The sequence below is a fragment of the Mycobacterium sp. GA-1199 genome (genome assembly GCF_001500045.1).
In the GTDB taxonomy this organism is placed as follows: Bacteria; Actinomycetota; Actinomycetes; order Mycobacteriales; family Mycobacteriaceae; genus Mycobacterium.
Genome location: NZ_LQIX01000012.1, coordinates 34,188 through 58,577 on the forward strand (window position 1 = coordinate 34,188; position 24,390 = coordinate 58,577).

General features: G+C 67.9%; 26 protein-coding genes and 1 tRNA gene. 11 read left to right on the forward strand and 16 right to left on the reverse strand.

What is annotated here, in order from left to right:
• Nucleotides 1-20 precede the first annotated feature (20 nt).
• Nucleotides 21-1,547 carry a glycerol kinase GlpK gene (gene glpK / locus AU198_RS09160; RefSeq protein ID WP_286141448.1) on the forward strand — a complete coding sequence of 509 codons (1,527 nt, stop codon included), beginning with the start codon at nucleotides 21-23 and terminating at the stop codon, nucleotides 1,545-1,547.
• Nucleotides 1,548-1,554: 7 nt separating this feature from the next.
• On the opposite strand, the gene AU198_RS09165 is transcribed toward glpK, so the two are convergent.
• Together AU198_RS09165 and AU198_RS09170 are read right to left on the reverse strand one after the other, a co-directional pair.
• Nucleotides 1,555-2,436, reverse strand: coding sequence for an oxidoreductase (locus tag AU198_RS09165; protein WP_064348172.1), 882 nt, complete (start codon nucleotides 2,434-2,436; stop codon nucleotides 1,555-1,557).
• A 17-nt stretch (nucleotides 2,437-2,453) separates the two neighbouring features.
• A complete protein-coding gene (locus AU198_RS09170; protein ID WP_064347783.1) occupies nucleotides 2,454-3,317 on the reverse strand; it encodes an RDD family protein in 864 nt (287 codons plus the stop codon).
• Nucleotides 3,318-3,345: 28 nt separating this feature from the next.
• Here AU198_RS09170 and AU198_RS09175 point away from each other — a divergent pair, with 28 nt between their 5' ends.
• On the forward strand, nucleotides 3,346-4,338 hold the full coding sequence (locus tag AU198_RS09175) for a stage II sporulation protein M (RefSeq protein ID WP_064347784.1): 993 nt from the start codon (nucleotides 3,346-3,348) through the stop codon (nucleotides 4,336-4,338).
• Here AU198_RS09175 and AU198_RS09180 read toward each other — a convergent pair.
• Genes AU198_RS09180 through AU198_RS09200 form a run of 5 tightly spaced genes read right to left on the reverse strand, consistent with a single transcriptional unit; the run spans nucleotide 4,335 to nucleotide 9,606 of the window.
• Nucleotides 4,335-5,657, reverse strand: a complete 1,323-nt coding sequence (locus AU198_RS09180) for a DUF58 domain-containing protein (RefSeq protein WP_064347786.1) — start codon at nucleotides 5,655-5,657, stop codon at nucleotides 4,335-4,337. The genes AU198_RS09175 and AU198_RS09180 overlap by 4 nt on opposite strands.
• The gene (locus AU198_RS09185) at nucleotides 5,657-6,619 is read right to left on the reverse strand and encodes an AAA family ATPase (protein WP_064347788.1); all 963 of its coding nucleotides are present in this window, start codon (nucleotides 6,617-6,619) and stop codon (nucleotides 5,657-5,659) included. The genes AU198_RS09180 and AU198_RS09185 overlap by 1 nt, the downstream gene beginning before the upstream one ends.
• Nucleotides 6,616-7,764, reverse strand: coding sequence for a DUF4350 domain-containing protein (locus AU198_RS09190; protein ID WP_064348173.1), 1,149 nt, complete (start codon nucleotides 7,762-7,764; stop codon nucleotides 6,616-6,618). The genes AU198_RS09185 and AU198_RS09190 overlap by 4 nt, the downstream gene beginning before the upstream one ends.
• Nucleotides 7,761-8,414: a DUF4129 domain-containing protein gene (locus AU198_RS09195; RefSeq protein ID WP_064347790.1), complete on the reverse strand. Its 654-nt coding sequence runs from the start codon at nucleotides 8,412-8,414 to the stop codon at nucleotides 7,761-7,763. The genes AU198_RS09190 and AU198_RS09195 overlap by 4 nt, the downstream gene beginning before the upstream one ends.
• A gap of 1 nt (nucleotide 8,415) precedes the next feature.
• Nucleotides 8,416-9,606: a glycerophosphoryl diester phosphodiesterase membrane domain-containing protein gene (locus AU198_RS09200; RefSeq protein ID WP_197416069.1), complete on the reverse strand. Its 1,191-nt coding sequence runs from the start codon at nucleotides 9,604-9,606 to the stop codon at nucleotides 8,416-8,418.
• 81 nt (nucleotides 9,607-9,687) lie between these two features.
• Here AU198_RS09200 and AU198_RS09205 point away from each other — a divergent pair, with 81 nt between their 5' ends.
• Genes AU198_RS09205 through AU198_RS26395 form a run of 3 tightly spaced genes read left to right on the forward strand, consistent with a single transcriptional unit; the run spans nucleotide 9,688 to nucleotide 11,361 of the window.
• A complete protein-coding gene (locus tag AU198_RS09205) occupies nucleotides 9,688-10,152 on the forward strand; it encodes a GatB/YqeY domain-containing protein (RefSeq protein WP_064347793.1) in 465 nt (154 codons plus the stop codon).
• 49 nt (nucleotides 10,153-10,201) lie between these two features.
• Entirely contained in the window at nucleotides 10,202-11,188 is a 987-nt protein-coding gene (locus AU198_RS09210) for an LLM class F420-dependent oxidoreductase (protein WP_064347794.1), read from the forward strand.
• Between the two features lie 11 nt (nucleotides 11,189-11,199).
• Nucleotides 11,200-11,361, forward strand: a complete 162-nt coding sequence (locus tag AU198_RS26395) for a hypothetical protein (protein ID WP_164674022.1) — start codon at nucleotides 11,200-11,202, stop codon at nucleotides 11,359-11,361.
• Here the strand turns inward: AU198_RS26395 and AU198_RS09215 are convergent, their stop codons facing one another.
• Nucleotides 11,362-12,033, reverse strand: coding sequence for a hypothetical protein (locus AU198_RS09215; protein ID WP_064347795.1), 672 nt, complete (start codon nucleotides 12,031-12,033; stop codon nucleotides 11,362-11,364). It abuts the gene before it with no gap.
• Between the two features lie 124 nt (nucleotides 12,034-12,157).
• Here AU198_RS09215 and AU198_RS09220 point away from each other — a divergent pair, with 124 nt between their 5' ends.
• Nucleotides 12,158-12,853, forward strand: a complete 696-nt coding sequence (locus AU198_RS09220; protein WP_064347797.1) for a HemK2/MTQ2 family protein methyltransferase — start codon at nucleotides 12,158-12,160, stop codon at nucleotides 12,851-12,853.
• Nucleotides 12,850-13,104: a CDGSH iron-sulfur domain-containing protein gene (locus AU198_RS09225; protein WP_064347798.1), complete on the forward strand. Its 255-nt coding sequence runs from the start codon at nucleotides 12,850-12,852 to the stop codon at nucleotides 13,102-13,104. The genes AU198_RS09220 and AU198_RS09225 overlap by 4 nt, the downstream gene beginning before the upstream one ends.
• Here the strand turns inward: AU198_RS09225 and AU198_RS09230 are convergent.
• From AU198_RS09230 to ponA2, 5 genes are all read right to left on the reverse strand, one after another.
• On the reverse strand, nucleotides 13,084-14,103 hold the full coding sequence (locus AU198_RS09230; protein WP_197416071.1) for an iron-containing redox enzyme family protein: 1,020 nt from the start codon (nucleotides 14,101-14,103) through the stop codon (nucleotides 13,084-13,086). The genes AU198_RS09225 and AU198_RS09230 overlap by 21 nt on opposite strands.
• A gap of 93 nt (nucleotides 14,104-14,196) precedes the next feature.
• Nucleotides 14,197-14,270: transfer RNA gene (locus AU198_RS09235), tRNA-Pro, on the reverse strand.
• A 389-nt stretch (nucleotides 14,271-14,659) separates the two neighbouring features.
• Nucleotides 14,660-15,766, reverse strand: coding sequence for an L-cysteine desulfhydrase Cds1 (cds1, locus tag AU198_RS09240; RefSeq protein WP_064348174.1), 1,107 nt, complete (start codon nucleotides 15,764-15,766; stop codon nucleotides 14,660-14,662).
• Between the two features lie 11 nt (nucleotides 15,767-15,777).
• Nucleotides 15,778-16,740 carry a metallophosphoesterase gene (locus tag AU198_RS09245; protein ID WP_064347802.1) on the reverse strand — a complete coding sequence of 321 codons (963 nt, stop codon included), beginning with the start codon at nucleotides 16,738-16,740 and terminating at the stop codon, nucleotides 15,778-15,780.
• A gap of 72 nt (nucleotides 16,741-16,812) precedes the next feature.
• Entirely contained in the window at nucleotides 16,813-19,275 is a 2,463-nt protein-coding gene (gene ponA2, locus AU198_RS09250) for a transglycosylase/D,D-transpeptidase PonA2 (protein WP_064347803.1), read from the reverse strand.
• Between the two features lie 295 nt (nucleotides 19,276-19,570).
• Here ponA2 and AU198_RS09255 point away from each other — a divergent pair, with 295 nt between their 5' ends.
• The gene (locus AU198_RS09255; RefSeq protein WP_064347805.1) at nucleotides 19,571-19,927 is read left to right on the forward strand and encodes a WhiB family transcriptional regulator; all 357 of its coding nucleotides are present in this window, start codon (nucleotides 19,571-19,573) and stop codon (nucleotides 19,925-19,927) included.
• A gap of 21 nt (nucleotides 19,928-19,948) precedes the next feature.
• Here the strand turns inward: AU198_RS09255 and bagB are convergent, their stop codons facing one another.
• Nucleotides 19,949-21,076 carry an ATPase BagB gene (gene bagB / locus AU198_RS09260; protein ID WP_064347806.1) on the reverse strand — a complete coding sequence of 376 codons (1,128 nt, stop codon included), beginning with the start codon at nucleotides 21,074-21,076 and terminating at the stop codon, nucleotides 19,949-19,951.
• Complete coding sequence (bagA, locus tag AU198_RS09265) at nucleotides 21,076-22,095, reverse strand: ATPase BagA (protein ID WP_064347808.1); 1,020 nt, start codon at nucleotides 22,093-22,095, stop codon at nucleotides 21,076-21,078. The genes bagB and bagA overlap by 1 nt, the downstream gene beginning before the upstream one ends.
• Before the next feature lie 76 nt (nucleotides 22,096-22,171).
• Between bagA and sp36 the strand changes: the two genes are divergently transcribed.
• From sp36 to AU198_RS09275, 3 genes are read left to right on the forward strand one after another with little or no spacing between them, the layout of a single operon-like run.
• Nucleotides 22,172-22,333, forward strand: coding sequence for a Sp36 family protein (gene sp36, locus AU198_RS26135; RefSeq protein WP_109747120.1), 162 nt, complete (start codon nucleotides 22,172-22,174; stop codon nucleotides 22,331-22,333).
• Nucleotides 22,330-22,785, forward strand: a complete 456-nt coding sequence (locus AU198_RS09270) for a RidA family protein (RefSeq protein WP_064347810.1) — start codon at nucleotides 22,330-22,332, stop codon at nucleotides 22,783-22,785. The genes sp36 and AU198_RS09270 overlap by 4 nt, the downstream gene beginning before the upstream one ends.
• Nucleotides 22,782-23,558 carry an MBL fold metallo-hydrolase gene (locus AU198_RS09275; RefSeq protein WP_064347811.1) on the forward strand — a complete coding sequence of 259 codons (777 nt, stop codon included), beginning with the start codon at nucleotides 22,782-22,784 and terminating at the stop codon, nucleotides 23,556-23,558. Before AU198_RS09270 ends, AU198_RS09275 begins: the two co-directional genes overlap by 4 nt.
• Before the next feature lie 91 nt (nucleotides 23,559-23,649).
• Here the strand turns inward: AU198_RS09275 and crp are convergent, their stop codons facing one another.
• Nucleotides 23,650-24,324 (reverse strand): cAMP-activated global transcriptional regulator CRP, encoded by a 675-nt coding sequence (crp, locus tag AU198_RS09280; protein WP_064347819.1) that lies wholly within the window; start codon nucleotides 24,322-24,324, stop codon nucleotides 23,650-23,652.
• Between the last annotated feature and the right edge of the window lie 66 nt (nucleotides 24,325-24,390).

The following is a 24,390-nucleotide window of genomic DNA, read 5'->3' on the forward strand; positions in this document are numbered from 1 at the left end:
AGCAAAGAGGGGAGTGCGCGTTGGCTCAAAATGCCGAGTTCGTCGCCGCCATCGACCAGGGCACCACGAGCACCCGATGCATGATCTTCGACCACGGCGGCGCCGAGATCGGACGCCATCAGCTCGAGCACGAGCAGATCCTGCCCAAGGCCGGGTGGGTCGAGCACAATCCCGTCGAGATCTGGGAGCGCACCGCGGCGGTGATCATGTCCGCGCTCAACAAGACGAACCTGTCGGCAACCGACCTCGCTGCGCTCGGCATCACGAACCAGCGCGAGACGGCGCTGGTGTGGAACAAGCGGACCGGCCGACCGTATTACAACGCGATCGTGTGGCAGGACACCCGCACCGACCGCATCGCCTCGGCACTGGACCGCGACGGTCGCGGCGACGTCATCCGCCGCAAGGCCGGCCTGCCCCCCGCGACTTACTTCTCCGGCGGCAAGGTGCAATGGATCCTGGAGAACGTCGACGGGGTACGTCGCGACGCCGAGAACGGTGACGCGCTCTTCGGTACGCCGGACTCCTGGGTGCTGTGGAACCTGACCGGGGGAACCCGCGGCGGGACGCACATCACCGACGTCACCAACGCCAGCCGCACCATGCTGATGAACCTGGAGACTCTGGATTGGGACGACGAGCTGTTGTCGTTCTTCGGCATTCCGCGACAGATGTTGCCCGAGATCAAGCCGTCGTCATGCCCGGGGTCCTACGGCATCACCCGCGACGACGGGCCCGTTGCCGGCCAGGTGCCGCTGACCGGTGCGCTCGGTGACCAGCAGGCGGCGATGGTCGGACAGGTGTGTCTGAACGCCGGGGAGGCCAAGAACACCTACGGCACAGGCAATTTCCTGCTCCTCAACACCGGCGAGAAGATCGTCCGGTCGGAGAACGGGCTGTTGACCACGGTCTGCTACCAGTTCGGTGACGCGAAACCCGTTTACGCTCTGGAGGGTTCGATCGCGGTCACCGGTTCGGCCGTGCAGTGGCTGCGTGATCAGCTCGGCATCATCCGCGACGCCGCGCACAGCGAACCACTCGCCCGGGAGGTGTCCGATAACGGCGGGGTCTACTTCGTGCCGGCGTTCTCGGGACTCTTTGCACCGTACTGGCGTTCGGATGCCCGCGGTGCGATCGTCGGCCTGTCGCGGTACAACACGAACGCGCACCTGGCCCGCGCGACGCTGGAGGCGATCTGCTACCAGAGCCGCGACGTCGTCGATGCGATGGAAGCCGACTCCGGTGTGCACATGGAGCTGCTCAAGGTCGACGGCGGTATCACCGCCAACGACCTGTGCATGCAGATCCAAGCCGACGTGCTCGGTGTCGAGGTGGTCAAGCCGGTCGTCGCCGAGACCACGGCCTTGGGTGCGGCCTATGCCGCCGGGCTGGCGGTCGGGTTCTGGGAGAACGGCGACGACCTGCGCGCCAACTGGCAGGAAGGCAAGCGCTGGACCCCGTCGTGGAGCGACGAGCAGCGTGAATCCGGTTATGCCGGTTGGCAGAAGGCGGTGCAGCGCACGCTGGACTGGGTCGACGTCGAGTAGTGACAAATCATGAGGCGGCGGCGTCGAGTTCGCGTCTGGTTGCGTCGTCGAGGTCGATGCCGGCGACGGCCGTGTTCTCCTCCAGATGGGTCACCGACGACGTGCCCGGGATCAGCAGCACGTTCGGTGCGACGTTCAGCGTCCACGCGAGCACGATCTGCGCCGGTGTGCGACCGAGCTTCTCGGCCTCCCGCTTGACCGCCGAATGCCCGAGCACCGGGTTGTCCGGTGAGAACGCCGAACCCAGCGGGAAGAACGGCACGAACGCGATATCGCGTTCGATGCACGCGTCGAGCACCGGCTGTGAACTGCGGTCGATGAGGTTGTAGGCGTTCTGCACGCAGACGATCTCGGTGCGGTCCACCGCGACCCGCAGATGCTCGGCACTGATGCTGCTCAGCCCGATGCCGCCGATCAGCCCCTCGTCGCGCGCCTTGATCATCGCCGTGAGCTGACGGTCGAACAGTTCCCGATTCTCGACGCGGGTGGGCGTGCTGATGCCGTCGTCGGCGAAGACGCGCAGGTTCACCGCGGCCAGGCGGTCGGTGCCGAGCGTGGCGAGGTTCTCCTCGAGTTGCCTGCGCAGATCGTCGGGGTCCTGGGCGGGCAGCCACTCACCGTGGGGTCCGCGTACGCCACCGACCTTGCTGACCAGTGCCAGGTCTGCGGGGTAGGGATGCAGCGCCTCGCGTATCAGTTCGTTCGCGACCTTCGGACCGTAGATCTGCGCGGTGTCGATGTGGTTGATGCCGAGTTCGACCACCCGCCGAAGCACGGCCAGCGCCTGGTCACGATCGCGTGGCGGGCCGAAGACACCCGGACCCGGCAGTTGCATGGCGCCGAAGCCGACGCGTCCGACATGGAATGAGCCCAGCGGGAAGGTTTGCATACTCAATCCGTACACCCTCAGCCCGGCGGTGCGAAGCCGCCGGGATCGGATGGGGTCGAACTTTGCTGCGGCGGTGCGGGATACCCGCTCGCGGACGGTGGGGGACTGGGCCATGGCGGCGGTGCGGGCGCCACCTGCAGCCGCGCCAGTTCACGGCGGTGGCGCTCGGCCAGCACCGCTGCGAGCACCAGATGCGGCGGTGTCCCGGGAGGCGGGGGCGGCGAGATCTGCGCGACGACGTCGGCGGTGATGCGATACGCCATCTGATCTCGCACCGCCGGATGCAATTGCGCTGCGCGGCCGAGGAACTGGCGTGCCAGCTCGGCCTGCTCCGGGTGCAGCCCGGAGAGCTGTAACGACGACGCCCACCAGGCCAGCTGCGGCGGCATCGGCGGTGGAGGCGACATCCGCGGTGTGCGCTCGCTGATCACGATGGTCCCCGCGAAGATGTCCCCCAGCCGCTTTCCTTTGGCCGACAACAGGCTGCTGATCACCGCAGGACCGCCGGCCAGCATCCAGATCTCGATCACACCGGACAACGCGCGGAAGAACGCCTGCCGAAACCGTTCTGGGCCACCGTCTTCGGAAACCACCCGAAGGCCCATCGCCATCTTGCCCAGGGACCGCCCCCGGGTCGCGGTCTCGAACACGAGCGGATATCCCAGCAGGGCGAGCACGGTGAAGATGATCAGCACGGCCCCCGACAACGCCGGGTCCAACTGGGTCAGCGTCAGGCTGAAGAGCAGGATGCCGATCAGGTAGAGCAGGAACACGACCGTGATGTCGATCAGAGCGGCGACGGCGCGCACCGGAAGCTGCGCGATCTGGACGTCGAGGACCACCGCGTCACCGGTTACGACGGGTTCCTGCTGCCAGACCATAAGCGTCAACGCTACTAGGATTGCGCGCGTGGATGTCGACGCGTTCGTGCTCGCGCACCGTCCGACGTGGGACCGGCTCGAGCACCTGATCAAGCGGCGTCGACAGCTCACCGGCCCCGAAGTCGACGAGCTGGTCGACCTCTACCAGCGTGTGTCGACGCATCTGTCGATCGTGCGCACCGCGAACGCGGACCCCGTGGTCATCGGCCGGCTTTCGGGGCTGGTCGCGCAGGCGCGAGCCGCGGTGACGGGCGCCCACGCCCCGCTGTGGCGTGAGTTTCTGCGGTTCTGGACGGTGTCGTTCCCGGTCGTCGCCTACCGGTCGCGGTGGTGGTGGCTGAGCACCGCCGTCGCGTTCTTCGCGGTGGCCGCCCTGATCGCGGTGTGGGTTTCGGGCAGCCCGGAAGTGCGAGCCATGATCGGAACGGCCGACGAGATCGACCAGATGGTCAACAACGACTTCGCGGCGTATTACAGCGAGCACCCGGCAGGCTCGTTCGCACTGCAGGTTTGGGTGAACAACGCCTGGATTGCGTTGCAGTGCCTCGGGTTTGCGATTCTGCTCGGCATTCCCATCCCCTACGTGATTCTCCAGAACGCCGCCAACCTGGGGGTGGCGGCGGGTCTGATGTTCGGTGCGGGCAAAGGCGACATCTTCCTCGGCCTGATCACTCCGCACGGTCTGCTCGAGCTGACCGCGGTGTTCCTGGCGGCCGGGGCGGGGATGCGGCTGGGCTGGAACGTGATCTCACCGGGTGACCGGCCACGGGGACAGGTGCTCGCCGAGCAGGGTCGCGCGATCGGCGCGGTGGCCGGCGGTCTGGTGGCGATCCTGTTGATCTCCGGCCTCATCGAGGCGCTCGTGACGCCCTCGCCGTTACCGACCGCGGCGCGCATCGCCATCGGTGTGGCCGCCGAGATCGCGTTCCTCGGCTACATCTTCTACTACGGGCGAAAGGCCGAGCGCGCCGGTGAGACCGGAGACGTCGAGGACGCGCCCGACGTCGTACCGATCGGCTAGAGCCGGCCGGTGGCCTTCAGCGCCAGGTAGTGGTCGGCCAAGGCGGGCGCCAGCTCCTCGGGTGCGGCGTCGACCACATCGACGCCGCGGCGCCGCAAGCGAGACCCGATGGCACGCCGCTCGTTGCGCGCTCGTTCGGCTGCCGCCGCCGCGTAGACCTGCGGGGCGTCGGCGCGGCCGGCGGCAAGCGCCTCGACCCGGGGGTCGGCCACCGCGGCCACGAGCACCGCGTGCTTGGCCGTCAGCTGCCCAAGCACGGTCATCAGGCCCTCGTCCAGCGCCGACGCGTTCAAGTCGGTGAGCAACACCACCAGCGCATGCCTGCGGACGCGGCGCAGCACCGCTGCCACCATCGCGCCCGCGTCGGACTCGATCAGCGCCGGCTCGATCGGCGCCATCGCAGCGACCAGCTGAGCCAGAAGGTCGGTGCGTGAGGCGTTGAACACGGCGGCCCTGGTGACGCGGTCGTGGGCCAGGAAGTCGACGTGGTCACCCGCGCGCGAGGCCAGCGCGGCCAGCAGCAGCGCGGCGTCCATGGACCAGTCCAGCCGCGGCCACCCCGACGGGTCGTTCGAGGTGGGATCGATGCCGACGCGGCCCGCCGAGGTGCGACCGGTGTCGAGCACGATCACCACACGCTGGTCCCGTTCCGGGCGCCACGTCCTGACCACGACGTCGGCGCGGCGGGCAGAGGCGCGCCAGTCGATCGACCTGACGTCGTCGCCGATCACGTATTCACGCAGCGAGTCGAACTCCGTGCCCTGCCCCCGAATGAGGACGGGTGTATTGCCCTCCAGTTCACGGAGTTTGGCCAGCCGAGCGGGAAGGTGCTTGCGCGACAGGAACGGCGGCAGAATCCGGACCCGCCACGGCACCCGGTGCGAGCTCTGCCGTCCGGCCAGCCCGAGCGGTCCGGTCGCGCGAGCCGTCACCAACGATGACTCCTGGTCGCCGCGTCGTACGGGCTGCAATGTCGTCTCGACTCGACTTCGTTGACCCGCAGCCAGATTCACCGGATGAACACGCGGATGGGCCCGCGTGCTCGGCGGCCACGCGTCACGCACGACACCCTTGATTCGGCGTTTGCCGGCGTTCTCGATCAGCAGCGCCACCGTGACGTCCTGGCCCAGCCGGGCGGTGGTGTCGCCGGACCGGGTGAACCGCACGCGGCGGGTGTCTCCGGCCAGTGCGGTGTCGAGCGCGATCAGTACGACGAGCGCACCGAGCAGGACGGCGAACGTGGACGCCGGCTGAGGAGAGACCGCGATCGGCAGGACGCAGACCAGTGCGACCAGCGCGGAGCGTCCGGTGAGGATCACTAGCGCGGCACCGGTACTGCCGCGAGGATCCCGTCGAGCACGCCGTCGGGTGTGACGCCTTCCAACTCCGCCTCCGGCCGCAGTTGGATGCGGTGACGCAGCGTCGAACGGGCCATCGCCTTCACGTCGTCGGGGGTGACGTAGTTGCGCCCCGACAGCCAGGCCCACGACTTGGCCGTCGCCAACAGAGCTGTCGCCCCGCGTGGCGAAACTCCCAACTGCAGCGACGGCGAATGCCTTGTCGCGGCGCAGATGTCGACGATGTAGCCGAGCACCTCGTCGGCGACCAGGACCTGGCGCACGGCGGCCCGCCCGGCGGCCAACTCCGCCGCTCCGGCGACGGGCCGCACGTCGGACAGGTCTCTGGGATCGAAGCCGTGGGCGTGCCGGTTCAGGATCGCGACCTCCTGCTCGCGTGTCGGCAACGGCACCGTGAGCTTGAGCAGGAAACGGTCCAGCTGCGCCTCCGGCAGTTGGTAAGTGCCCTCGTACTCGATCGGGTTCTGCGTGGCCGCAACGATGAACGGATCAGGCAGGGGACGGGCTTGGCCCTCCACACTGACCTGACGTTCTTCCATGGCCTCCAGCAGTGCGGCCTGCGTCTTGGGCGGCGTGCGGTTGATCTCGTCGGCCAGCAGCAGGTTGGTGAAGACGGGTCCGGAACGGAACTCGAATTCCGCGGTGCGTGCGTCGTAGATCAGTGAGCCGGTGACATCACCGGGCATCAGGTCGGGCGTGAACTGCAGGCGTTTGAAGTCCAGCTGCAGCGCCGAGGCCAGCGTGCGCACCAGCAGCGTCTTGGCGACACCGGGAACTCCCTCGAGGAGAACATGACCGCGGCACAACAGCGCGATCACCAGTCCGCTGACGACGGCGTCCTGTCCGACGACCGCCTTGGCTATCTCGGCGCGAAGCGCCAGCAATGCGGTTCGCGCCGAATCGTTTCCGCCTGCCTGAGTCACGAGTGTGCGACCTGCCTTTCGATGTTGTCGAGTGCGCGTGCGAGATCGACCAGTTCGGCGTCGTCGCCGGGCGGCGGACCGAACAAGATGTGCGCGGCCGTCTGGGGATGGACGCCGCTGTGCGCGGCGACGGCCTGGACCAGCGCGGCCGGGTCGGGGTTGACGCCCAGGCCGAGGCGGGGCTGCATGCGCTGCAGCGCCGCGGTGCGCAGCGCGTCTGCCGCACTGTCGCGGGCACGACGCGAGCGGTAGAGCCGGCCGCGTCCCTCCACGGTTTCGGAGGCTCGCACGACGACGGGCAGGCGTTCGGCGACCAGTGGACCGATGCGGCGGCCCTTCCAGAGCGCCAGCAGCACGACCACCGCGACCAGCTGCCACATCACCCAGCTCACGTGGTCGGGTGCGAGGTCGAACAGGCTTGCCGCGCCATCGGATTCGCCCTCGGTGACCTGCGGCGCATACCAGATCATGCGCGGGTTCGTGCCTGCGAGGTTCATCGCGAGCGCCGCGTTACCGGCCTTGGGCAATCCGCGGTTCGTCATGAACCCGGAATCGCCGACCAGCGTGATATCCCGGCCATCGGCGGTGTAGCGGACCAATGCGCCCTCGTAGCAGCGGGTCAGGTCGATGTCCTCACCGGAGGCCTCGTAGGCGTCGCTCACGCTGAACTGGACGGCCCCGGCGCGGGTGGCCTCCCGAAGATCACAGTCCGGGCGCTCGCCACCGCCGAACGTGGTGGCCCCACTCAGCTTCACCTCAGGCGCCAGGGCCTCGCGGGTGCGTGAGTTGGGTTGTACCAGCAGGCGATCACCCGGTACGCGTGCGAGGCGTTCGAGCACGGCGTCGTCGACGAGGTGGTAGGTCTGCACCACGACCAGCAGGGTGTCGGGACGGGCGGCCGCCTCCACCGCGGCCACGTCAGGTGCTTCGACGACATCGACACCGTTCTCCCGCAGCAGCGTCATCAAGGCGCGCGTCCCGTCCGGTCCGGTGGAGTTCGGGTCCATCCAGCCGCCGGGACGTGGCGCGGTCAGATAGGCGCTGAGAACGGCGATCGCGACGATGACGGCCAGTGCCAACACGATCCAGCGCGCTCGACGCCATCGTGTGCGCAGCGTGGGCTCCAGGGCGGTGTCGGTGGTCATCGGACCTCGGCCCACCCGTCCGTCGCGGCAGGCGCGGCAGCGGTGGCGGCGGCCACCGGAGCGCGCGACCTCACGTGGTCGTCGAGATCGGCGACCAGCCGGTAGGCCGACTCGGTGCCCGGCATCTCGCCATAAGTGACGTCATTGAATGCGGTTGCCGCAGAGGAGAGTTCATCCATCAGATGGGGAAGCTCTCGGCCGGCGTCACGCGCGAGCTCGGTTGCGGTGCGGCCGGGGACCGGGTCGAGCACACCGGTCTCCTCCAACTGTCGGGCGACGGCGCGCAGCCGGTGCCGGATGGCCGCGGCCCAGTCCGCTGTCGTCGCGCACTGTTCCGCCGCCGCGCGATGCTGCGCGGCGGTCATGTCGTGCTCGCCGAACAACGCCTCGGCGTGGCCGCGGGCCGTTCGCATGGTCCGGCGCCCGATCCGGATCGCCGCGACCACTCCAATGGCCACGAGGATCAGCAGGACCGTGATCGTCACCCAGCCGCCCGGTATCGACGCGCCCTCCGCGGCCAGCCGGTAGATCAGATCGTCGATCCATTCGCTGAAGCGGTCGGTCAGGGAAGGCTTGGGGTATATCGGCTTTGCGAGCTCGCGCTGCGCCGCATCGTGCGCGGCATCACTGTCGATGTCTACTGTCGGCACGTCAGGTCTGGCGGGTCAGCCACAGATGGTCGGTGGAGTCGGACGGGGCGGTGGGTCCGTAGCCGGCGCCGGTCTGCAGCACCAGATCGAAGGCCTCCCTGCGGATACGAGCGTCGGTGTACTGCAGCGCGACCACACCGGCGCTGAAGGGGGCGGTGATGATCTGGCCGATCGCGCCCCCGACGGACAGCAGGACCAAGGCGAACAGCGCGGCCGTCGTGGTCGTGGCCGCCATGAGGATTATCTGCCCGCCCAGACTGAACGGGAACGCGACGGCACCGGCGACGAGTTGCGCAACGATCACCGCGAGCAGGCGAATGCCCAAGACCCGCCAGAAGTCCCGCTTGATCAAGGCGAAGGACCGCTTGACCGCCTCGATGATGCCGAGTCGCTCGAGGACGATGATGACCGGAGTGAACGTCAGCATCGTCCCCAGGTACACCAGCGCCGCAATCAGTGCCAGTACCAACGGGATACCGATGAGAACTGCGGCCGCGCCGCCCGCCGCGGCCCCCACTGCGAAGATGAAGCCGACGACCACGGCGATCAACAGCATCGCACCGAGGACCTCCAAGACGGAGAAGCCGATCAGCGCCCAGAGCCGGCCCCGAAGCCGTTGCCACGCTTGCCCGATGGTGATTCCGGAGCCGAATACGGCCCTGCCCACGACGACCGTGAGCAGACCACTCAGCAGGATTGCGGACAGCCCCGTCGCGACCGACCCGGCGAGGCTCGACAGCATGGTGCTCGCCAGCACGCCCGCCGACACCTCCTCCTCACCGCTGAGCGTGGGGATCAACCGCCCGCCGACGGCCAGCGGGCCGACGGACAGGATCAGCGCGACCAGTTGGGTGACGACCACCACGATGGTCGTCAACCCGAGCGTCGCTTTCGGATTGGCCCGGATGTATCCGACCGCGCCGTTGAAGATGTCCGACAGGGTCAGGGGGCGCAGAGCGATGACACCCGGCTTGAGCGCAGGCGGCCCGTAACCCGGAGGTCCGTAACCCGGTGGGCCATAGCCCGGTGGAGGTCCGTAACCCGGTGGAGGTCCGTAACCCGGTGGGCCGTACCCAGGAGGTGAACCGTAGCCCGGAGGCGGGCCGTACCCCGGCGGTGGCGCGTAGCCCGGAGGGGGATAGCCCGGCGGCGGTGGGCCTGCAAAACCGGACCCGCCGGCGTCGGTGCTCATGGCCACCATCCTGTCGATGACAGTGCGAATTGACAACGCCGTCGGACGGTTGCGACGGTCGAGCGCGGGTAGCTTTGGCTCATGGGCGAACTCAAGGAACGGTTGCGGGCCGACCTCACGACGGCCATGAAGTCGCAGGACAAGCTGCGCACCGCGACACTGCGGATGCTGCTCGCCGCGATCACCACCGAGGAGGTTGCCGGTAAAGAGTCGCGTGAACTGTCCGACGCCGAGGTGCTCAAGGTGCTGGCCAAGGAATCCAAGAAGCGCGGCGAATCCGCGGTGATCTACACGCAGAACGGTCGCGGCGACCTGGCCGCCAATGAGCACGCCGAGGCCCAGGTCATCGACGAGTACCTGCCGACGCCGCTGACCGAAGCCGAACTGGCCGACGTCGCCGACACCGCGATCGCACAGGTCGCCGAGGACCTCGGTGAGCGGCCCGGCACCAAGCAGATGGGGCTGGTGATGAAGGCCGCGACCGCCATCGCGGCCGGCAAGGCCGACGGTGCGCGACTCTCCGCGGCGGTTAAGGCCAGGCTGTAGCGGGCGCGGCAATCGTTTTCGCCGGCTGAGGCTCGGGTACCCCCGACCCATGACGCGGTTCGGATACACCCTGATGACAGAGCAGAGCGGGCCAAAAGAACTTGTCCGCTATGCGGTTTCGGCCGAACAGGCCGGATTCGACTTCGAGGTGTCCTCCGACCACTACTTCCCGTGGCTGTCCGCACAGGGACATGCGCCGTACGCGTGGTCGGTGCTGGGCGCGGTCGCCCATGTCACCGAGCGTGTCGAGTTGTTCACCTACGTCACCTGCCCCACGATGCGCTACCACCCCGCGGTCGTCGCGCAGAAGGCCGCGACACTGCAGATCCTCGCCGACGGCCGTTTCACGCTCGGCCTGGGCAGCGGGGAGAATCTCAACGAGCACGTCGTCGGCAAGCGCTGGCCGACGGTGGCGCGCCGCCAGGAGATGCTGCGCGAAGCGATACAGATCATCCGCGAGCTGTTCACCGGCGACCTCGTCGACTGGAAGGGCGAGTATTTCGAGGTCGACTCGGCGCGGCTGTGGGACCTGCCGGAAACGCCGGTCGCCATCGCCACCGCCGTCTCGGGTGAGCGGTCGGTCGAGACGTTCGCGCCGCTGTCCGACCACCTGATCGCGGTCGAGCCGAACAAGGATCTCGTCGATGCGTGGCACGATGCCCGGCGCGCCACCGGCCTGCCCGGTGACGTGCGCGTCGTCGGGCAGATCCCGATCTGCTGGGACACCGACAAGGACGCCGCGGTGCGCCGCGCGCACGACCAGTTCAGGTGGTTCAGCGGCGGGTGGGCCGTCAACTCCGACCTTCCGACAACCGCCGGCTTCGACGGCGCGACGCAATACGTGCGCCCGGACGACGTGGCCGAGTCCATCCCCTGCGGACCCGATCTCGATGCGATCGTCGAAGCGGTCAGCAAGTACTGGGAAGCCGGCTTCACCGACATCGCGCTCGTGCAGATCGGCGACGAGGGTCAAGAGCAGTTCCTCAAGGAAGCGGCAACGCCGCTGCTGGACAAGCTGCGGACCGCAGCCAACTAGAAGGGACCGATATGCCGACCGGAAAAGGCATCTACGACGACGACGACGCCGACGAGCGCGACAAGCGCAAGGCGCAACGCACGGGACCGAAGGACGAGGGCGGCGACGGCGGCATGGCGACCCGCGAGAACGCCCCGGACGTCGCGGAGTCCGGCGGGGAGCCTACGGCCTGATCACTCGGCGTCGCGGCCCTGCCTGCTGCGCTTGTAGGCCGAGCGCCGGAAGTCGCCGAGCCAGCGCGGCGCCAACTCGACCTCGGGGTCGCTGTGCAGGGCGGGGTCGAACGCGATGTCGTCACAGCTCGGGTCGACGTGGCGAAGCGTCAACCGGGCCAGCGGGCGGAATCCTCCCCTGACCGGCGCCTGGTCGATGTTGAAGGTCAGTCCGGTCGCGTCGATCTGCTTTTCTATGGCATCGAGCGACAGCCCCGCCGCCTCGACCCGGGTGGCCAGCCGGGCCCGCACCCACCACAGGGCATCGTGGTACCGCAACGGCATCAAGCTGGAGAAGGTCGCCCCGGACCACGACAGGACGGGGGCCAGCCCGACGCGCGTCCCCGAGATCGTCGACGCCAACAACACATCCCACGGGCTGCAGGCCCGAAGATCCGGCGGCGGCGGGATCCGGAACGCCAGACCGGCGACGTCGGGAGTAGAGCCGGGCAGGCCGACACCCTTGGAGACCCGTGCGATGACGTCGCAGGAGTTCATCGGCAGCCCTTCACCATCGGGCGCGACGCGTTCGAGGACCCCCTCGGCCATCACCCCCGAGGGATGGAACAGCCGCCGATCGCGAAGGGCGGCGCCGAAGCGGATGGGAAGCGAGGCTATATCGGAGGCTTGCACGGTAGACGAGTGCCCGCGCGGGGACGCAGCAAAACGAGCGGCCACGTTTCAACAGCCCCGATACCGGGCATTAATTCCGCGCAGTGCTGCAGTACGCAGCAGAAGACCCTGTCGAAAGGCCGTCGTGACAACCGCATACACCGATGTCCGTGGACCGCTGGTCGCGGATGAGGGCGTCTACGCGCCGCAGGAAGATTCGCAGCTGCTCATCGAGGTCATGGACAATATGGCGCTGGCACGCGGCCGGCACGTGGTCGACTTGTGCACCGGCAGCGGCGTCGTCGCCATTGGGGCGGCCGAGCAGGGCGCCGCATCGGTGACCGCCTTCGACATCTGCCAGCGTGCGGTGCGGTGTGCGCGGGCAAACGCGATGGCGTCGGGAGCCGACGTCGACGTGCACCTCGGATCATGGGCGCGCGCAGTCGAATTCGGCCCCTTCGATCTGATCGTCTGCAACCCGCCGTATGTGCCGCACGATCCGAGCGCCGAATGCGAGCCGCTCCCCGAATATGTGGGGCCGCCTCGGGCGTGGGATGCCGGATGCGACGGCCGGCTCGTACTCGACCCGTTGTGCGCCACGGTGCCCGACCTTCTCGACCACGGAGGCAGCCTACTGTTGGTGCAGTCGGAGTTCGCCGATCCGCGCCAGACGCTGGGCGCGCTCGCCAGCGCCGGTCTTGACACCGAAATAGTTGCACGGCAATGGATTCCGTTTGGTCCCGTGCTGTCATCGAGGGCGTTGTGGCTCGAGGAATGCGGCCGCCTCGAACCCGGCCGTCGCGAAGAGGAGCTGCTCGTGATCCGGGCGGACAAGCCATGAGCGATGCCGAACCGCGCACCGTGCGTGTGGTGCCCAACGGCCCGCTCATGGTGCAGGGGCCGGTGCGCATCGAGATGCCCGACGGCCAAGTCATCGAGTCGGACCGGTTCATGGTCGCGGTCTGCACGTGCCGGCGTAGCAAGGATTATCCGTTGTGCGACACCAGTCACCGGTGTCGTAAGCGTGCCGACACGTCCGCTAGGCGCGACGCGCCTGCCGACAAAGTCGCGTCAGCTCAGCGGCCTGCGTAGCGACGAGCGGTTCTCGGTCCAGCAGTTCATCAGGTGCGTGGCCAGGCGGCCCTCGACCACTTCCAACGCCCGCATGCCGAATACCACGTCGCGGTCCAGGTGCGGTTCCCTGGCGACGAGGTCACCGACGACGTCGGTCCGGACCACCTGCTCGTGGACGGCATCGGCCACCACATGTTCGTGGTAGAACGCCACGCAGGCGTCGGGTGCGCCCATGCGGCGCAACGCGTCCACCAACCGCCGCGAGCCAGGTGATGACGTGATCTCCGTCGACGCGAAATGTCCGATCGACGCGCCGCGCAGGTCGCGGTGCAAGCCGAACAGCGACATCAGGTTCACCGACGCCAACGCGTCGGCGGAGACGTTGTCGAGGTAGCCGAGGTAGGACGGGTCGAGCCCAGCCGCGTCCATCAACTGCGCGTACAGGTGCTGGTGCACGTGTTCGCCACGGCCACCGCCGAATTCGTCGAACTCGACCGCGACGAATGCCGCCTTCGAGTGTCCGGCCAGGCGGGGGATGGTCCACGCATGCGGGTCGCCCTCTTTGAGGTGGTACACCGAGCGGTGCACGAAGTATTCGAGCATCTGCTCCCAGGTGCCCTTGTCGCGCAGGAAGTATGACGGACCCTCGCCGTCGACCGGTTCGATGGACAGCTTGTCCATCTCGGCTTCTGCAGTCTCCCCCTCGGCGATCTCGCCGACGTCCTGGCGCACCGCGTCCAGGAATGCCTCCTCGAACCGGCCGCGAAGGTGCAGCAGCGCGGGGTTCCACTCCCAGCGCGGGCTCACACCGGCGAAGCCGCGATAGTGCAGCTCGTAGCAGATGTAGAGGGCGAGCTGAAGGTCGAGGCCGTAGGGGTCGGCGTCGAACATCGGAACGTCGATGGGACGCAGGGGCAACGACGGGCGGCCGCGCTGCAGCAGTTCGATGACGGCGGCCGACAACGGTCCGACGGCCTTCGGCAGGGCAGGTTCGACTAGCGTCGACGGGAGAGTCACGTCCTCTTCCATACCCTCATACGCGCCGGTCAAACGTATGTTCGGCCGGGGAGTCGCTCGGCTCACAGTGACTCTGGAGCCGATGCCTTCTTGTCGGGGTGGCGGGATTCGAACCCACGACCTCTTCGTCCCGAACGAAGCGCGCTACCAAGCTGCGCCACACCCCGCGTGAAGCCACGACAGCGTATCGCACCGGCGGGCCGCCAAGCCAAACGCCTAGGGGCGGCGGCGCTCTGCACGGTCACTCGCTTTCCCCGTTCGCGAGACGTACACCAGGGCGGTATCTCACGCAGTACCGCGACCGTGGTGTACGCCTCGCGAACGCGACAAGAAAGCGGCAGCGATAAGGAACCGATCCCAACGTCGGCGAGCCGTGATCTGCGACACGCCGCGGGAAGCAACCGGATGTCGGTGGCGTTCTCCATCATGTAAGCAATCGACGAAGCGAGGACGAGATGACTGGTCTTGGCGCATCCATCTACCTGGGTTTCTTCGTTCTCGCCGCGGTGTGGCTTTTCCTCACCTCCGACGGTCCGCTGATCGGCGGTGACGACGATCAGGACCAGCGTCCCGAGCGTTCGAACTCGGTCAACACCGACGCGAACTCCGAAGGCTCGAGCCCCTGGCTGGTCAGCCACTCGTCGCAGAAGTAGGTGTCCGCATAGCGGTCGCCGCTGTCGGCCAGCAGTGTCACCACCGATCCGCTGCGACCTTCGTCCCTCATCTCGGCCAGCAGGCCGAACGCCCCCCACAGGTTCGTCCCGGTCGAGGGGCCCACCCGCCGGCCCAGCACCGTGCTGGCGTGCCGGGCCGCGGCAACCGAAGCGGCGTCCGGCACGACGACCATCCGGTCGACCACGCCCGGCAGGAACGACGGCTCCACCCGTGGCCGGCCGATTCCCTCGATGCGTGACGACACACCGGTGACGACATCACCGCGGCCCTGCGCGTAGGAGGGGAAGAAGGCCGAGTTCTCCGGGTCGACCACACACAGTCGGGTGGCGTAGCGGCGGTAGCGGATGTAGCGGCCGATGGTGGCACTCGTCCCGCCGGTGCCCGCGCCCACCACGATCCACTCGGGCACCGGGTGCGCCTCGTCTCGCATCTGCTCGAAGATCGACTCGGCGATGTTGTTGTTACCGCGCCAGTCGGTGGCCCGCTCGGCGTTGGTGAACTGATCGATGTAGTGCCCGCCGGTCGCTTCGGCCAGCCGCTCGGCCTCGGCGTACACCTGACTGGATTCGGCGACGAAATGGCAACGGCCGCCCTGAGATTCGATCAGCGCGATCTTGCTGGCACTCGTCGATGACGGCATCACCGCGATGAACGGCAGGCCGAGCAGCGCCGCGAAGTACGCCTCGGACACCGCCGTCGACCCCGACGACGCCTCGATGATCGTGGTGCCCTCGGCGATCCACCCGTTGCACAGCGCGTAGAGAAACAGCGACCGCGCCAGCCGATGCTTGAGGCTGCCCGTGATATGCGTCGACTCGTCCTTGAGGTACAGCTGCAGATCGCACCCGTCGCACCAGGCGGACGGCAACGGATAGCGCAACAAGTGGGTGTCGGCGCTGCGGCGCGCGTCGGCCTCGATAAACCGGACGGCGTCGTCGACCCACGCGCGAGGACTACTACGGCTTGCGGTGAGGACCCTGTCGTTCACCGCACCGTCGGTCACCGCACCGCGACGCTCGGATGGGACGTGCCCGCCCGAGCGTCCGCGTCCTGGCCGCCGGTCGGCGCCGCGACCAGTGTCAGCAGCGTGGCCTCGGGACGGCAGCAGAACCGCAGCGGCGCGTACGGCGAGGTGCCGATGCCCGCCGAGACGTGCAGCTGGGTGTGCGCACCCCAGCGCGACGGGCCCTTGGCCCGCGAACGGTCCAGTCCGCAGTTGGTGACGAGGGCGCCGTAGAACGGCAGGCACAACTGGCCGCCGTGGGTGTGGCCGGCCATCACCAGCTGATAGCCGTCGGCCGCGAACCGGTCGAGGACTCGTGGCTCCGGCGAATGGGTCAGCCCCAGCGTGAGGTTCGCGGCGGGACTGGCCGCACCGGCGACGGTCTCGTAGCGGTCCCGCGACAAATGCGGGTCGTCGACTCCAGCGGCGGCGATGAGCTGACCCCGCACCTCCACCTCGCGGCGCGTGTGGGTCAGGTCCAGCCAGCCGCGCTCGGTGAACGCCGCCCGCAGGTCCTGCCACGGCAACGGTTCGCCGTGAACGCGATGGCCCGGGCGGGTGACGTAGTTGAGCGGGTTCTTCGGCGTCGGCCCGAAATAGTCGTTGCTGCCGAACACGAACAGCCCCGGAACCGACAGCAACTCCGACAGTGACTGCACCACGGCGGGCACGGCCTTGGGGTGGGCGAGGTTGTCGCCGGTGTTGACGACCAGATCGGGCTCGAGCGCGACGAGTTCGCGCAGCCAGGCCTGCTTGCGCCGCTGTCCGGGCCGCATGTGGATGTCGCTGATGTGCAGCACCTTCAGCGGTGAGGACCCGGGCGCCAGCACCGGCATCGTCACTTCTCGCACCGCGAAGGCATTGCGTTCGATCACCGCTGCGTAGCCGATTCCGGCGACCAGCGCGCCGGCGGACGCCGCGGCGGAGTTCTTCAGGATCGTCGTCGAACGGGCGGACATGCTGCAGAGCCTACTGCCAGTGTCCCCGACGGAGCGCTCCCGACCGCTCGGTCGTAACCAACCGCACATCGATCACGGTGGTGGCGCGGGCGGTGGCGGACCCAACACGGGCACGGTGATCGGCGGCAGGCCGGGAATCTCGACCACCGTCTGGCCGACCGGCGCGGGAAGTCCGGGTATGCCGCCGGGCGCAGGCGGAGGCGGCGGCGGTGCCGGTGGAATGCCGTTGGAGACCTGGATCGTGATGATCGACCCCGGCACCGTCTGCCCGCCGGGCGTCGTGCCGACGACGGAGCCGCGCGGCGCATTGCTGTTGACCGAGGACGCCTGGTCGGCGACCTGGAAGCCGGAGTCGCGCAACCGCTGGCGGGCGGCGCTCTCGGTCAGGCCCGAAACGCTGGGCACCCGCGAACCCGGACCGCCCTCGACGTAGCGCGGATCCGTCGGGGGCAGCCGGACCTCGCCGAAGTTGTTGGCGATCGGCTTCATCGCGGCGAACCACGTCCTGGCCGGTTCGTTACCGCCGTACAGGTCGCCGTACCCGCACTTGCGCAGCGGGAACGAGCACAGTTCGCCGGGCGCGGTGGAGTCGTCGTAGACGTAATTCCCGGCGGCGAGCGTGTTGGTGAAGCCGAGGAAGGCCGACGAGCGGTGGGCCTCGGTGGTGCCGGTCTTGCCTGACATCGGCAGGTCCCATCCGACCGACCCGGCCGCTGCCGCGGCGGTGCCCGCTCCCTCGTCGTCCTTGCTCATGGCGTTGGCCAGCGTGTTCGCCAGGCCCTCCGGTACCGCCTGCTCGCAGGTCTCCGTGGTGACCGAGACCTCCTCGCCGTGTCGGTCGATGACCTGGGCGATCGGATTCGGCGGGCACCACACGCCGCCGGAGGCCAGCGTCGCTCCGACGTTGGAGAACTCGAGCGCGTTGATCTCTATCGGTCCCAGCACGAACGAACCGAGGTTCTGCCGCTTGATGAAGTCAGCCAGGCTCTCGTTGCTGCCCGGGTCGTAGTCGCGGGCGGTACCCGGCAACGCGTAGGAGCGCAGTCCCAACCGGACCGCCATGTCGACGCTGCGCTGCACACCGACCTGCGAGATCAGTTTGGCGAAGGCCGTGTTGGGGGAGGTGGCCAACGCGTCGGTGATGTTCATGGTGCCGCGGTAACCGCCCGCGTTCTTCACACACCAGGTCGCGGCCGGGCAACCCGGGGTGTCGCTGCTGCCCAGTCCCTTGGCCTGGAACTGCGCGGGCACGTCGAGCTGGGCGTTGATCCCCATCCCCATCTCCATGGCCGCCGCGGTGGTGAACAGCTTGAACGTCGAACCGGCGCCGTCGCCGACCAGGGAGAACGGCTGGGGCTGCATGGTCTCACCGGCATCGAGGTTGAGTCCGTAGGTGCGGCTGCTGGCCATCGCCAGCACCGGATGCGATTCCTTGCCGGGCTTGATCACGCTCATCACACTGGCGACGCCGTCGAGGTTCGGGCTCGCGAACTGGTTGACCGCCGCCTTCACCGGACCCTGGACGTCTGGGTCGAGGGTGGTTCTGATCAGGTATCCGCCCCTGGCGACCTGCTCCTTGCTGATGCCCGCGCGCGCAAGGTACTCCAGCGCGTAGTCGCAGAAGAACGCGCGGTCGCCGGCGGCGATACAGCCGCGCGGCAACTCCTTGGGCTGCGGCAGGACGCCCAGCGGCTGCTCCTTGGCCGCCCGCAGCGCCTCTGCTTCCTCGGGGATGTTCTGGATCATGGTGTCCAACACGAGGTTTCGCCGCGCCAGCGCACCTTCGGGGTTGGTGTAGGGGTTCAGCGTGCTGGTCGACTGGACCATGCCCGCCAACAGAGCAGCCTGCTGCCAGTTCAACTCGGAGGCGTTGATCCCGAAATACGTCTGCGCGGCGTCCTGCACGCCGAAGGCGCCGTTACCGAAAGACACCAGGTTCAGATAACGGGTCAGGATCTCGGGTTTGGTGAACGTCTTGTCCAGCGTCAGCGCCATCCGGATCTCGCGCAGTTTGCGGGCCGGGGTGGTTTCGATGGCGGCCCGCTTCTCGGCGTCGGTCTGGGCGATCACCAACAGTTGGTAGTTCTTGACGTACTGCTGCTCGATCGTCGAACCGCCGCGGGTGTCGAGATTGCCGGACAGATAACCGGACAGACCGGTCAGCGTGCCCTGCCAGTCGACGCCGTTGTGTTCGGCGAAGCGCTTGTCCTCGATCGAGACGATCGCCAGCTTCATCGTGTTGGCGATCTGGTCGGTGGGCACCTCGAAGCGGCGCTGGTTGTACAGCCAGGCGATGACGTTGCCCTTGGCGTCGACCATCGTCGACACCTGCGGCACCTCACCCTCGACCAGTTGCGCCGAACCGTTGGCCACCACGTCGGAGGCCCGGTTGGACACCAGGCCGAAGCCGCCGACGAGCGGAAACATCAACGCCGCGGTGATCACGCTGGCCAGCAGAACGCACCAGGCGAGCTTGATCACCGTCACCGCCCGCGGAGGCGGGGTCGGCGGTGCACTCGGTGGGCTGTCCGGCATGACGTACAGACTAACGACGTCGCAAAATGTCGGCTCTTCACGGGCGATCGCCGGACCACAAAAACGCGCCGAGCGGCGAGGACGTCAAATTTGCACCCTGACGGCACGGTCGTCCCAAAAAAGAGGGTTTCCATGTATTGCGCAAGACGGCTTTGACCATCTAATTTGGTCGAACAGTGCGATACAGGTCACACTGACCCCTCGCAATGTGACGTAGATCGCATGAGCGCTCTACTACCAGGGATCGCGCCGTACCGGTGTTGACCGGGGGGCGGTTGGAACGGAGGGAACTCTGGTGTCAGCTACGAGGCCCGCGGTGCGCAGGACCGCGATGACGTCGTCGGCTCATAGTGTCGTCCATGGTGCCGAGGCCGAAGCCCGCATCGCCTGGGTGTCGCAAGCCCGATGCCGCCAGACCGATCCTGATGAGCTGTTCGTGCGGGGGGCCGCACAGCGCAAAGCCGCAGTCATCTGCCGGCATTGTCCGGTGATTCTCGAGTGCGGTGCCGACGCGCTCGACAACCGGGTGGAGTTCGGGGTCTGGGGCGGAATGACCGAACGGCAACGCCGCGCTCTGCTCAAGCAGCATCCCGAGGTCGTCTCCTGGGCGGAGTTCTTCAACGCCCAGCGCAAGCACCGCAACGCGGTCTGACCCGCGGCGGCCTAATGGTCGCTACGCGGCGCTCTCGCCGGTGATCTGATCGGCGATCGCCCGCAGCGCCTCCAGGTCCGAGACGTCGAACGGCAGCGAGGGCACGCCCACGATCGGCACGTGCGGGTTGGCCCCCGTGAAGCGCGACAGCAGTCGGATCTCGCGTTTGGCGGTCATGGCCCGGTCGGCGTGAATCCGCAGCACCGCTGCTGTCACCGACTCCGGATCGCTCTTCTCGATGGTCTCGGCGGCCTCTTCGGCCTTCTCGGCGTGTAGATCACACAGCATCGGGTGTGTGCGGTTGAGGATCAAACCGGCCAGCGGCATGTGCTCCTCGGAGAGTCGGTCGACGAAGAACGATGCCTCGCGAAGGGCGTCCGGTTCGGCCGCCGAGACCACCACGAACTGCGTCCCGCGCCGCTTGAGCAATTCATAAGTGCGGTCGGCCTTCTCGCGGAAGCCGCCGAACGTCGAGTCCAGGGACTGCACGAAAGACGCTGCGTCGGAGAGCATTTGCGAACCGAGAACTGTGGACAGCGCTTTCATCGCCAGCCCCATCGCGCCCGTGACCAACCGGCCGATCCCCCGGCCGGGCCCCAGCAGCAGCTTCCAGAGCCTGCTGTCCATGAAGCCGCCCAACCGTTTCGGTGCGTCCAGAAAGTCCAACGCGTTGCGTGACGGTGGTGTGTCGACGACGACCAGGTCCCACCGGTCCTCGGCCAGCAGCTGGCCAAGCTTCTCCATGGCCATGTACTCCTGAGTGCCGGCCAGCGAGGTGGCCACCGTCTGATAGAACTGGTTGTCCAAAATCTCCTGCGCCCGTTGGGTTCCCGAATACTGGATGACCATCTCGTCGAATGTGCGGCGCATGTCGAGCATCATCGCGTGCAGTTCACCCGACACCTCGGGGGCCAGCGGAACCCGCTGGGGGGTGTTGCCGAGCGTCTTGATGCCCAGCGCCTGGGCGAGGCGCTTGGCCGGGTCGATGGTCAGCACCACGACGGTCCTGCCGTACTCCGCCGCGCGCAGCGCCATCGCCGCCGCGGTGGTGGTCTTGCCGACGCCTCCCGCGCCGCAGCACACCACGACGCGGTTCGACGTGTCCTTGAGGATCGAGCCCAAATCGAGGGCCGGTGGAGTCGCACTCATCATCGCACCCCCTGGCGTTCGAGTTCTTCGGCGAGTTCGTACAGGCTGCCGAGGTCCACACCGTCGACGATCTGCGGCAACTGCAGGCGCGCCACGTCCAGAGCGTCGAGCTGCTCCGCGCTTTCGGCGCGCGCCTGGATCCGGGTCGCGTGCTGGATCGTCTCGGTCAACAGGCCGGCGAAATCGGAGTCCGACAACGTGATTCCGGCCTCGGTCAGCCCGGCGCGCACGGTGTCGGCGTCGATGTCTCCTTCGGCCGCCTTGGTCAACGCATCGGCAGGCAGGTAAGCGGGGATGTTGCGGTTGACGATGACGCTGCCGATGGGCAGGTCGAGTTCCTTCAGCTCGTCGATGGCCTCCAGCGTCTCCTGGATGGGCAGCGCCTCGAGCAGCGTGACCAGATGAATAGCGGTCATATCGGAGTGCAGCACCTTGACCACGCTCTCGGCCTGGCCGTGAACCGGGCCACCCTTGGCCAGATCCGACACCGCCTTGGTGACGTCGAGGAACCGCGCGATGCGACCCGTGGGCGGGGAATCGACCACGACGGCGTCGTAGACGGGCTGTTTGCCCTTCTCGGCGCGGGTCACGATCTCGCGTATCTTGCCGGTCAGCAGCACGTCGCGCAGACCCGGCGCGATCGTGGTCGCGAACTCGACGGCCCCGATCCGGCGCATCGCGCGCCCGGCCAGGCCCAGGTTGTAGAACATCTCGAGGTACTCCAGGAACGCGGCCTCGGTGTCGATGGCCAGCGCGTTGACCTGACCGCCGCCCTCGGCGGTCGCGATCTTGACCTCCTGGTAGGGCAGTGGCGGCACGTCGAACAACTGCGCAATGCCTTGGCGCCCTTCGACTTCCACCAACAGCACCTTGCGGCCGCCAGCCGCCAGCGCCAACGCCAGCGATGCGGCGATCGTCGATTTGCCGGTGCCACCCTTGCCGGTGACGAAGTGCAGGCGAGCCTTGCTCAGCCGGGAGGGCCAGCCGACGGATCTACCGCCATTGGTAGTGGAAGCCACCCGTGCATGCTAGCCAACGGGCTTTGGCGCTCCGCAGGTCCGCGGCCCGTAGCGGTCCACAGATAAGCTCGGGCGCATGACCGAACCGACCCGGTGGGAATACTCCACCGTTCCGCTGCTGACCCACGCCACCAAGCAGATCCTCGATCAGTGGGGCGAGGACGGCTGGGAGTTGGTGTCTGTGCTGCCGGGACCTACGGGTGAGCAGCACGTCGCCTACCTCAAACGTCCCAAGTGACATGGTCCGCGCGGCTGGCGGAGCTGGGCATCGAACTGCCTCCGCTGGTCGCGCCGTTGGCGGCTTACGTGCCCGCGGTACGCACCGGCAACCTCGTCTACACCGCGGGCCAGCTGCCGATCCGTGACGGTGAGCTGGTGCTCACCGGGAAGGTCGGCGGCGGGGTGGCACCCGAGCAGGGCCATGAGCTGGCCCGGGTGTGCGCGCTCAACGCGCTGGCCGCGGTGCACTCGCTGGTCGGCATCGACGCGGTGACCCGGGTGGTCAAGGTGGTCGGGTTCGTCGCCTCCGCTCCTGGATTTCACGGTCAGCCGGGTGTGATCAACGGCGCGTCGGAACTGTTCGGTGAGGTGTTCGGGGAGGCCGGCGCGCATGCCCGGTCCGCGGTCGGGGTGTCCGAGCTGCCCAGGGACGCCCCGGTCGAGGTGGAAATGGTCGTGGAGGTCGCGTGACGGCGGAGCATCCGACGTACGGACGTCTGCGTCCGGTCACCGACACTGCCTCAGTGCTGCTGTGCGACAACCCCGGTTTGTTGACGCTGGAAGGCACCAACACGTGGGTGTTGCGCGGCCCCGGCAGCGACGAGATGGTCGTCGTCGACCCCGGACCCGATGACGACGAGCATATCGGGCGGCTCGCGGAACTCGGCACCATTGCGCTGGTGCTGATCAGCCACAAACACGAGGACCACACCGGCGCCATCGACAAGATCGTCGACCGCACGGGTGCGGTGGTGCGCTCCGTGGGCAGCGGATTCCTGCGAGGCCTCGGCGGCCCGCTCACCGACGGCGAGGTCATCGAGGCCGCCGGGCTGCGGATCACCGTGATGGCGACCCCGGGGCACACCGTGGACTCGGTGTCGTTCCTGCTCGACGATGCGGTGCTGACGGCCGACACCGTGCTGGGCCGCGGGACGACCGTCATCGACAAAGAGGACGGCAGTCTCGCCGACTACCTCGAGTCACTGCAGCGGCTGCGGGGCCTCGGGCCGCGCACCGTGCTGCCCGGACACGGGCCCGATCTCACGGACCTCGAAGCCGTCACCGACATGTACCTGGCACACCGCGAAGAGCGGCTCGACCAGGTGCGCGCGGCGTTGCGAGAGCTCGGCGACGACGCCACCGTGCGACAGGTCGTCGAGCACGTCTATACCGACGTCGACGAGAAGCTGTGGGACGTAGCCGAATGGAGCGTCCAAGCGCAGCTCGACTATCTGCGCGCCTGAGTTACCTCGCTCGGTGCCAGATGCTCGCTCGTTACCTCGCTCGGTGCCAGATGCTCGCTCGTTACCTCGCTCGGTGCCAGATGCTCGCTCGTTACCTCGCTCGGCGGGCCAGCCGTTCCGAGTCGGAGATCAGAACGCTCTTGCCCTCCAAGCGAATCCAGCCGCGATGGGCGAAATCGGCGAGCGCCTTGTTGACGGTCTCCCTCGACGCGCCGACGAGCTGGGCGATCTCCTCCTGGGTGAGGTCGTGGGTCACCCGCAGCGCGCCGCCCTCCTGGGTGCCGAACCGCTGCGCCAGTTGAAGCAGCTGCTTGGCCACCCGGCCGGGAACGTCGGTGAAGATCAGGTCGGCAAGGTTGTTGTTGGTGCGACGCAGCCGGCGGGCGAGTACCCGCAGGAGCTGCTCGGCGATCTCGGGCCGGTCGGCGATCCACGCCCGCAGCGCGTCGCGGTCCATCGACACCGCGCGAACCTCGGTGATGGTGGTCGCGCTCGACGTCCGCGGACCGGGGTCGAAGATCGAGAGTTCACCGAACATGTCCGACGGACCCATGATCGTGAGCAGGTTCTCGCGGCCGTCCGGCGAGCGGCGCCCGATCTTGACCTTGCCGGAAATGATGATGTAGAGCCGGTCGCCGGGCTCACCCTCGGCGAACACGGTGTGTCCACGGGGGAAGTCGACTGGCTGCAGTTGCTTGGTCAGCGCGGTGACGGCGCTGGGTTCGACCCCCTGGAAGATTCCGGCCCGCGCCAGGATCTCGTCCACGTTGCCCCTCTTAAGCTGTTAGGTGAAGCCGACCTCTATCGGTAAGCGAGATAAGTCTAGAGGTAC